Annotated in this window: 12 protein-coding genes; 10 read left to right on the forward strand and 2 right to left on the reverse strand. The window is 30.2% G+C overall.

Annotated elements, in window-relative coordinates; all coding sequences use genetic code 11:
• The 10 genes from JJD95_RS18125 to JJD95_RS18170 form a co-directional block, all read left to right on the forward strand.
• Positions 1–466 (forward strand): hypothetical protein (locus tag JJD95_RS18125; RefSeq protein ID WP_291644579.1); only part of this gene is annotated, 466 nt, incomplete at its 5' end.
• Between the two features lie 10 nt (positions 467–476).
• On the forward strand, positions 477–719 hold the full coding sequence (locus JJD95_RS18130) for a hypothetical protein (RefSeq protein ID WP_291644581.1): 243 nt from the start codon (positions 477–479) through the stop codon (positions 717–719).
• Positions 720–760: 41 nt separating this feature from the next.
• Positions 761–4,432: a polysaccharide deacetylase family protein gene (locus JJD95_RS18135; RefSeq protein ID WP_291644583.1), complete on the forward strand. Its 3,672-nt coding sequence runs from the start codon at positions 761–763 to the stop codon at positions 4,430–4,432.
• A gap of 253 nt (positions 4,433–4,685) precedes the next feature.
• Complete coding sequence (locus JJD95_RS18140) at positions 4,686–5,087, forward strand: holin family protein (protein ID WP_291644585.1); 402 nt, start codon at positions 4,686–4,688, stop codon at positions 5,085–5,087.
• Positions 5,088–5,089: 2 nt separating this feature from the next.
• Positions 5,090–5,995, forward strand: coding sequence for a GH25 family lysozyme (locus tag JJD95_RS18145; protein WP_291644587.1), 906 nt, complete (start codon positions 5,090–5,092; stop codon positions 5,993–5,995).
• Positions 5,996–6,041: 46 nt separating this feature from the next.
• A complete protein-coding gene (locus tag JJD95_RS18150; RefSeq protein ID WP_291644589.1) occupies positions 6,042–6,218 on the forward strand; it encodes a hypothetical protein in 177 nt (58 codons plus the stop codon).
• Positions 6,219–6,236: 18 nt separating this feature from the next.
• A complete protein-coding gene (locus JJD95_RS18155; protein WP_291644591.1) occupies positions 6,237–6,554 on the forward strand; it encodes a hypothetical protein in 318 nt (105 codons plus the stop codon).
• A 115-nt stretch (positions 6,555–6,669) separates the two neighbouring features.
• A complete protein-coding gene (locus tag JJD95_RS18160) occupies positions 6,670–7,503 on the forward strand; it encodes a hypothetical protein (protein ID WP_291644593.1) in 834 nt (277 codons plus the stop codon).
• Positions 7,504–7,526: 23 nt separating this feature from the next.
• The gene (locus JJD95_RS18165; protein WP_291644595.1) at positions 7,527–7,679 is read left to right on the forward strand and encodes a hypothetical protein; all 153 of its coding nucleotides are present in this window, start codon (positions 7,527–7,529) and stop codon (positions 7,677–7,679) included.
• A gap of 625 nt (positions 7,680–8,304) precedes the next feature.
• Positions 8,305–8,457 (forward strand): hypothetical protein, encoded by a 153-nt coding sequence (locus tag JJD95_RS18170; protein ID WP_291644597.1) that lies wholly within the window; start codon positions 8,305–8,307, stop codon positions 8,455–8,457.
• Positions 8,458–8,729: 272 nt separating this feature from the next.
• Here JJD95_RS18170 and JJD95_RS18175 read toward each other — a convergent pair whose 3' ends face one another.
• Positions 8,730–9,806, reverse strand: coding sequence for a site-specific integrase (locus JJD95_RS18175; RefSeq protein ID WP_291644600.1), 1,077 nt, complete (start codon positions 9,804–9,806; stop codon positions 8,730–8,732).
• A gap of 6 nt (positions 9,807–9,812) precedes the next feature.
• A partial coding sequence (locus JJD95_RS18180) for a hypothetical protein (protein ID WP_291644602.1) occupies positions 9,813–10,128 on the reverse strand: 316 nt, incomplete at its 5' end.

Consider the following 10,128-nt stretch of genomic DNA (forward strand, 5'->3'; position numbering starts at 1 on the left):
CAGTTTAGATGGTAGCATTAGTATAAATTTGGATAACGGAGCATTTACTATGGGTGGAGATGCAAAACATACTAAAGATGAAAGTGTATACACTCACACGGATGGTACTTATACTAAAATTTCTGCTGATGGCTTTAAAAGACATGTAGGCACTACAGATAAAGATTATCATTATTTAGCTTGTGCTGGTAAAGGTACATCCACAATTGGATTAGAAACCATTGTTATAACATTACCTGAAGAATTTAAAGGTAAAAATTTTAGTGTAATCGCTATGGTATCTACAGTGAATGCATATACAAATTATTATGCACTTAATGGTATAACAGTTTATGCATCGGAACCTTCACCAACAGAGATTATAAATGGTACTTTTAGTGTTTATATACAATCTCAAAGAGTTAAAATATCCACGTTAGAATTAGAAGTAATTGCATTGACATTTAGTTATATTGCAATTGCATAAGGAGGGTAAAATGACTATTATATATACAAAAAGAACAGGATTAATAAAATCAATATTTAGCGGAAATTTGCAAAAGATGGATTCATTATATGGAGATGATGCACAAGATTTAAAAATAATTTGGGATGAAATAATTATTCCAGATGATAACAATGTTATAAACACTCCGCAAAATTTTAAAGTTAATATTGATACAAAACAACTTGAAATATTAGAACAACCTATAAATGAATATCCAATAGCATCTCAATAAGAGGTGCTTTTTAATTTGTAAAAAAAGGAGCGTGAACAGATTTGATAAATACAATAGACCACATTATAAATATAGATTTAGCAAATAAAATAAATATGAATAAATCTATTTATATTAAAAAGAATGATACTGATAGTCATAAATTTGTAATTAATATCTTTAATAGTGGCATTAATTACGATTTAACAGGCACAACTGCAAAGATCTATTTTAAAAAGCCAGATGGAACAAAAGTATTTTTAGATTGTATTATAGATAGTGTTTTAAATAATAAAATAAGTAGTCTTTTAACTAACCAGGTCCTAACAAGTCCAGGTCAGGTAGAAAGCGAGATCACTATTTACGGTACTTCCGGGGAAATACTTACTAGTGTTACTTTTAATTTTACGGTAAGCGAAGTTATTCGTGATGATATGGCAATAGAATCCACAAGTGAATTTACTGCATTAACAAATGCATTAGCTATTGTGACTAATATAGCACTAAAAGCAGATAAGACTTATGTGGATTCACAAGATTTATTGATATCTAATAAAGTTGGAAGTTTAACAAGTTTAAACACTTCAGATAAAACAAATATAGTGAATTCTATAAATGAAAATGTGGAACAATTGGCTACTAATACGCAACAAATAATTTTAAAAGCAGAAAAAACAGAAGTAAATGCGGTAGATTTAAGAGTTGATAATTTAGTTATTCCTATATCTGCTACAAATACAAATATAGAGGTAACAGATGCTCATAATTCCATAGTAAAAAATAAAACATTTACAAGCTTAAAAAATCGACTTGAAGCAAGTGAGACTGATGTAGTTAATATAGACATGAAAAAAGCTAACAATCTTTTAGTTACCCAATTAAATGATAATATCAAGCAAATTGTAGATAATGTTGATGGGGCAAGTGTAACTATAAGTGGCGAAACGTTAAAGAATAAAGTTTCAAACAGCGTATATGCAGATGGAATTGGATGGGTCGGTGCAGCATCTACATTAACTGTCAATGATAATGCGTGTACAACTACAGGAAATGGAACTTCTGCATATGTAAACATAAATCAAAATACAAAGATTGTATGGAGTGCAACAAAAAGATTATTTATTAAAGCAAAAGTAAGAGTGACTAATGCAAATTGTTCTGCATTGATGATTTGGGATAATGGAACAACAGGTGGTGGCAATCAATCCGCATTATTTCAAACCACACCAGTACAAAATCAATGGTACGAAATATCTAGTATCGTTGCTAATAAAGGTCAAACTGGTGAATTACAATTATATCTTAAACATGATTATGCTGATTCAGCAACCGCACTAGGTAAAGTGATGGAAGCAGAAGATATAGTTATAGTTGACTTAGGTAGTGATACGTCCAATGAACTTTACAATAAAACAGCTGCAGAAATGAATGTAAAAGTACCAGTTTATTTTAAAGATACAATAGATGTAGTTGTTGGTAGTGTTAAATATACAGGAGATAAAGAAACAACTCAATATTTTCCGAATATAAAATTAAGAAGTTTACCAAATGGAACAAGAGATTATATAACTAATAATCAGTATATTAAAAACATATCAGATTTAGTGGATGCAGATAATTATTATCAATTATCTGTACCAGTAGTAACAGATTTATTTCCAGTGCAAGCAACGAATATTGAATCAATTATATATCAAAATATTTATAAAGATTCAGGAATTTATGATACTAAGTTATCATTAACTACAAATATATTGATAAAAACAATAGTAAGTATAAGCAGATTTAATCAAGTTGATAGGAGTAAAACATTTTTAGATATATCCCAAGCAGTTATATTAAGTGATAAATTATCATTTACCCATCCTAGCTTGATAAAAGGTGATTTAATAGAGGTTGAGTATGAATTTAATAGCAATATAACCACTATACCTACAGTAGATTGGTCTAAAAATGCAAGTATAAATAATGATTATGAATTTGTTTCTAAGCAACAAGTATTTCCACAAAACAACGGTGCTTATAGTCAAGAAGTTATGCAAGGTGGAAAAGGTGTATCTTTAACAAGTGCTAAAGTAAATTTATTTGGAACTAACACAGATTTTGAAAAGGGCATTGATGGTACAAAATTCACCGCTATCGGGACTGTAGACGGTTGGTATTTTAGCCAAATAGGAGCGATTAAAACATCATATGCTGAAATAAGTAGTGAACAGTCATATACTGGTAATAAAAGTGTAAAAATGTTTAGTGGTAGCAATGCAGATGAAAATGGACAATTTAAGAAATTATTAACATTATCTACTGGAAGCTATTCGATAGGATTTGCAATTTATGCACCCAATATTATCCCCGATGAAGCTAGTTTTTATATTATAATCGGTTCTACTTATACTGCCTCAGGAGCATATGTTACACCAACGGATAAAGAGGGATGGTACTGGGTTTCAAAACCTTTTGTATCTGATGGCTCTGCTAAATTTTACGGTGTTATGGCTAATGGAAAAGTTAATCCTACCATCTATGTAGATTCTTTTATAATTACAAGAACTCTTGGAGAAGTTAGGCAATACGTTGAAACGAAAAAAGGAAATGACAGGCTTGAAAAAACAGTACAAATAGGAAAAGAATTTACAGTAGGAATGATTGTAAAAGCTAATCAAATTTATAATATTAACCAAGCTGATGTAGTATTTTTAGGTGTTATAACCTCAACAACAGGAGATAAATACACGATTGAATATCGTAAACTCATAAGTAAATTTGCGGTTAAAAAGACAGTTGGTGGAGTTATAACAGAGGTATTAAGTAATGTAGTACAATATAATCCAAACGCAGTATTCGGAATTGCAATACAACAATCAAGAATAGATTTAAAATTATTTGTAGCTATACCAAGAGGGATAGTAGTAGATTTTGATGATGGTCATGCAGATGGTTTTGAATTAGCTTATCCAGTAATGAAGCAACATGGCATCAAGGGTACAATACACATGATTATTAACAATATAGGAGTAGACCCTTACATGAGTTATAGCCAACTTAAAGAATTAAAACAAAATGGTTGGACAGTAGATAATCACACAATGAGCCATGTTAATTTAGGACTTGCAACAGATGAAATCCAATTATCAGAACTCACTCAATCAGTTGCATTTTTAAAAGCTCATGGATTTGATTATGATTTGATTGCAACTCCGAATGGTACTTACAATAACTATACTCAAAAGTTATTTAGGGATTTAGGTATTAGAATGAATAGGCAATATACACAATATCAAAGCAATGTTTATCCATTTAAAAATAGATATAATATTTACAGCGACCCAGTTAGTCATGCAGAATTAGCATCAGAAACAATGGCAAGAGTTGATGATAGAATGAATCAATATATGCTTATGCACTTAACTTTTCATGGTATAAGCATAGTAGCTACAGATTATAACTATGACCCAACGAAATTTGCAGAGGTTATGGAACATATTGCATATATGAATTATCCGACTTATTCATATGCAGAGGTCGCAGATGCTTATTTTGCAAATAAGATAATTGGAAATGTAGAAGAATTTTCTATTGCAGATACTACACCGATAACTGGATTAAATAAATTATATCTAGGTTCTGATGAAAACTTTTTAAATCATTTCGAGGGAGTATACAAAGATTTATTTGTAACAAATGATATATTAGGTAGGAGAGAAATAGCAGAATTATGGGATTGCAAATATTAACTTAGTTGCACAATCGGAATATATGGTTCAGTTAGCGTTATAACTTAATAATACAATATAGGCACTCGCAAGGGTGTCTTTTATTATGCGAAAATTTAAGGAGGTGGTTGATTGGTAACCTCAAAAAATAATAAAATGCAGTAGGTATACGTTAATATACCCGCTGCACATTACTTACCCACTAAAGAAAACTTAGAGGATAAATTTATAATACCCTCTTTCGACAAACTAAACAATAGGAGGGATTTTACAAATGGACACAAGAGAAGTATTTAATACAGTAATAGCTTTTGTATGTAGTGTGTTAGCTTATTTATTTGGGGCTTGGGACAATAGTATACAAGTTTTAATACTATTTATAGCACTAGACTATATAACAGGTGTATGGGGAGCGTGTGTTCTTAAAAGAGTATCTTCTATAATCGGTATAAATGGGATTTTAAAAAAAGCTACAATACTTATAGTACTTATAATGGCAGTGTTATTAGATAGATTAATAAATAATGGTACATGGGCATTTAGGACATTAGTTTGTTATTTTTACATAGCCAACGAAGGAATAAGTATTTTAGAAAATGCGGTTATTATAGGTATTCCGGTACCTGATAAGTTAGTAGATATTTTGAAAAATCTTAAAAATAAGGAGGAAAATTAATTATGAAAGGTATTGATATAAGCTCATACCAGGGAACTATTATAGATTTTAAAAAAGTTAAAGCTTCAGACGTTGAAATTGTATATATAAAAGCTACAGAGGGAGTTACATTTGACAGCCCAGGGTTTGGATTACAATATGCTCAGGCAAGAGCTGCGGGATTAAAAATTGGATTCTACCATTACATGAGAGCTAACGACCCAGAAGAAGAGGCGAAACACTTTATTAAGGCTACTGATGGCTTACATGTTGATTGTAAATATGCGATTGATATAGAACAGATGGACAACCAAACTGTTGATAAGGTGAGCAATAATGTACGTAAATTTGCAGATTATATGATTTCTCAGGGAAAAGAAGTTTGTATTTATACTGGAGACTCATTTTATGCAAATAATCTGAATCATACAGTAAAAAATATACCTATATGGATAGCACATTATGGAGTTATTAAGCCAAATATAACAGGCTATGTAGGGTTTCAATATTCTTCAAAAGGCAATGTAGATGGTATAAAGGGTAATGTAGATCTAAATGTTTTTGAAAATGGAATTCTTATGAAAGATACAACTAATAATATTATATTAGCATCAAAGCCAGTTGCAAAAACAACTGGTAGTGAAGTTATAAAGATTTTACAAAGGGAATTAAATAAACAATATAATAGTCGGCTAGATGTTGACGGTTGGGGTGGTAATTTAACTCTAGGAGCGTGTCCTACAATGAGAGAAGGAGCTAGAGGAAATATAACTAAATGGTTACAGAAAAGATTGTCTTTTAAACTTGAGGAACAAGATGGAATATTTGGACCACATACTTTAGCAGCAGTTAAAAAATATCAGAGAGCTCTTAGACTTTCAGCGGATGGTATTGTTGGAGAAAATACTTGGAGGCAATTATTAAAATAGAGAGGAAATGGTCAATTTCTATCTAATTTAGAAAAAAGAGGTTGTCATGGATCCTGTCAAATTAGAAGTAATCCTTTTGGCCCTAGCTACAGATAAAAAGCCTATTAAAGTTTTTAATTTTAGAGATAAGATAACAGCTATAGGTGAAGATGGCCCATACTGGATAATTGAAATTGATGTCCAAAAGGCATATGTAGAAAAAGGAAGAACTATTAAAATATAAATTCGGGAGGAATTATTAATGTTGGATAAATTGTTTGAATTTAGATTTATAATTATTGTAGTATTGGCGGTGATCCTTTATGCTGCACTAGAGTGGCAGAAATTTAAATCGCAAGCCTATGTTTTAATGCTCCAAGCAAAGAGCATGGCCAAAGATGCTATTCTTAAAAGTGGAGCTCAACAGGAAGAATGGGTGATTAGAAAAGCTTATCAATTTATACCTAGGCGATTTACGATATTTTTAAGTGAGCAACGTATGATAAAAATAGTTCATTATTTATATGTTAAAGCTAAGGATTACGTAGATGATGGGGAAATAAATAAAAGTATTGTATAATAGTTAAGGCGTGAAGTCAGTATAAATATTGACTTCATTTTTTTTGTTTATTTTTAGAATATAGAAGGAAATCAATAAAGATTGTAGAATATTATCTTTATTAGGAGGAGATAATATGACAATAGCTATTCACATGAAAGTAAATGATGGAATGGTACTTGCAACTGATAGTGCATCCACTATAATGGCACAAGATCAAAGCGGTAATATTGGCGTAGTAAACATATATAACAATGCCAATAAACTATTTAATATACATAAACAGTTGCCAATTGGGTTAATTACTTGGGGGGCAGGAAGTATAGGGGGAGCATCTACTTCAACTTTAATTAAAGACTTCAGAGATATATTGACATGTGATCCAACCAAAAAAATTGATATTAATAATTATTCAATTAAAAATATTTGTGATATGTTTGTTGACTTTATTTATAAAGAAAAATATATTGAAGAGTTTAAGACCTGGCCTCAAAAACCTGATGTAGGATTTGTTATAGCAGGTTACTCAACTAATCAAGAAATGGCAGAAGAATGGTTGATTGAAATTAATAATGGAGTATGCGCTGGTCCCGTGTTACGGAGAGCGAAAGAAGAAACTGGAATGTCCTGGTATGGGCAACCTGAAGCAATAACGAGATTATATAAAGGATATGGGACGTTACTACCCAACGTTTTTGTAAATTCTGGTATCGTACCAAGTGATAAAATAGAAGATTTAATGAAACTAGTAAGCGCAAATTGTGAATTACCTTTAACTCATCCTGCAATGCCAATACAAGATGCTATAGAGTTAGCAGAATTCCTAGTTGATTTAACTGAAAAATACTCAAAATATGCTCCGGGACCACAAACTGTAGGTGGACCTATAGAAATTGCGTGTATAACTAAACATGAAGGATTTAAGTGGATAAAGAGGAAACATTATTTTGATGATAGCATAAATAGATAGTAGAATGAATGGAGGTATATATCGTGGATACATCTAATTATAGTAATAAACAGCTAGAGAATAAAAAAGATTTATTCATTTATAAAAATTGTAATGTAAGAACCGAATACAATAATACAAACAATAAAGAATTAAAAATAGTATTTAAAGATCCATTTTTGAATAATTCAAAATAAAATTTGATTCAGCAATAGTACAACAATTTAAAGTCCTGAGGTTAGAGAAATCTAGCTTCAGGACTTTTTTATTTTGGCAAAATTTAGTGATTACTAATATATTTAAACATGTAGGTGGATATTATTTAAAATTTGAGGTTTAAACATATTACTATCAAAAAAAAATACTGCACGCAGGGGGATCCCAGTGCAGTATTTTTTCCATTAGTTATCAAAACAAAATAAAAGGATATTTAAATTATAGACCATTCCAAAAAAAATATTCACTACAAAATGTAAAAGTATCTTATTTGGATAATTTAAGACTTCAGGGAGAAATCCTTGGAGCTTTTTTCATTTTTTGAAGGATTTTCAAAACAAATGGAGAATATTTAAATAAAATAAAATTACTTAAGATGTAGCTTAACAGCTATATCTTACATAACCATAAATAATTTTAAAGTAGGAAAAAAATAAAAATAGATAAAAAATAAGTCCTGAAAATGGGCTTATTTTTTATTTCGTATAGGACCAATTTTAACCGAACTGTTGTTCTTTACTTTTACGATTCATAGTGCTATTATAAAATCATATTAAGGGAATGTTTAACAACTACATATCAAAATGAAAGGAGATAATATTAACAATGGAACAAACAAAAAAATATGGAAAGGATGATTTATATTTAAAAGAGGGATTGTTGAAAAATAAAACAAAGACTAAACCAAAAACAATTTCAAAATTATTGGAATTAGAAATTGATTATCTTCTTAAAATTGAAAAAGTACTAAACCGGTGAATTACCGGTTTAGTACACTAAAATAGCATTCGTCAAAAATTCGTCAAAATTTATATTGTAATTCTTTATAATCCATTACAAACATTTAAAAATACATTTTAGCGAACGCGTTGATATTGCTATAAATTATCATTACGTTGCATTACAAATAATATTAGCTTTAATAACAAGCATACTAAGGCAATATACATATAATATTTGTTGAACGTTGAATTTACTGCGTTTCATAGTGATTCGTCAAAAGATTCGTCAAAAATAATTTTTAAAAAAATTTACTTAAAAATATCTTCTATTCTTTTAGAAGCGTTTTTAAGCATGTCACTCGTTACGTGAGAGTATGTTCTATAAGTTTCTTGCACGTCATGCCCCAATAACTTAGCGGCAGTTTTAAAATCCATTCCGTCCGCTATTACCAAAGTGGCATAAGTGTGTCTTAACTCATGTACACTTATTCCGGCAAACTCTCTTAATCTTGGATTTAAATATTTGAAAATACTCGCATCGTTAAAAGGTGCTATCCTATTCTTAAGGTCGGTAGGATTATTTTTTTTATAGTTTTTTAGTTCTCTTAATATACTACTTGATATTGGTACCAATCTATAAGAGTTCCTGCCCTTCAAAGTTCCAAAATCAGATTTCTTGACCTTTTTGGACACCTTCCACTGCTTATTAACATCTAATGTTAGGTTTATTTCATCTAGATCATTCCAAGTAAGGCCAAGTATTTCACCCAACCTCATTCCGGTAACGGCGGCTATAAAGGCTACTATATAAAATTTATTGTTTGTTAAATTCATTAAAAGCTTATCGAGTTCCGGTTTAGTAAGAGCCTTTTTATTAGTTTTGCTTTTTTCTTTAGGAATTTTTATTTCTGTAGTCGGTAAATCTACAATCAAGTTCAAATCTTCCTTAATATATTTAAAAAAAGTGTTTAACCTTACAACGTGCGTTGCAATAGTACTTTGCTTTAAATCTTCTTTAACCAATTTATCTACAGCACTTTGAATATCGATTTTTTGTATATCTTTTATTTTTATAGAGTTCAAACAACTAAATTTAGATAAACTATCCCTGGAAGCTTTTACTGTATTGTATTCTTTGTAAAGGCTACAATGTTCTATATACATTTTGGCGACTTCTTCAAACGTTTGACTGGCTCCATCCATATTTACATTGTGTGCCAAATTAGTTCCTAATTCTTCTAACATTTTTTCAGCTGCTGGCTTCGCTTCCTTTTTAGTTTTAAACCCCTGCTTACTTTTTTGTATCCATTTTCCTTCATTATTTTTATAGCTTATTATATATTGCCAACCCTTGTCTTTTTGGCGAAAAGTAATATTATGATCCAAGATAAATCAATCCTCCTTTTTATTATTTTTTTTAAGATTTTGTTTCTCTAATAAATGGCTCACATCTGCTTCCATCGCAGCTATTAAAACTTCTTTAACAGAAGAACTAAATCCTTTATCAGTGCTTTTAAGCAATCCAATATTGCTTAATTGTTCTATAGCGTCCTTCAAACATTTAAACTCTTCTCTTTTTTCTATACGTTCCTTTTCATCTGTAGTTCCATATTTCCAGTATTCTTCAGGTAATTTTGAGAAAATGAATAATTTTCTGAGCACATCTTTTGAAGGATCCCTGGTCCCATTCTCTAACATATAATAAAGC

Origin of the sequence: Clostridium sp. (assembly GCF_016650035.1) — a bacterium.
Lineage (GTDB): Bacteria > Bacillota > Clostridia > Clostridiales > Clostridiaceae > Clostridium_AD.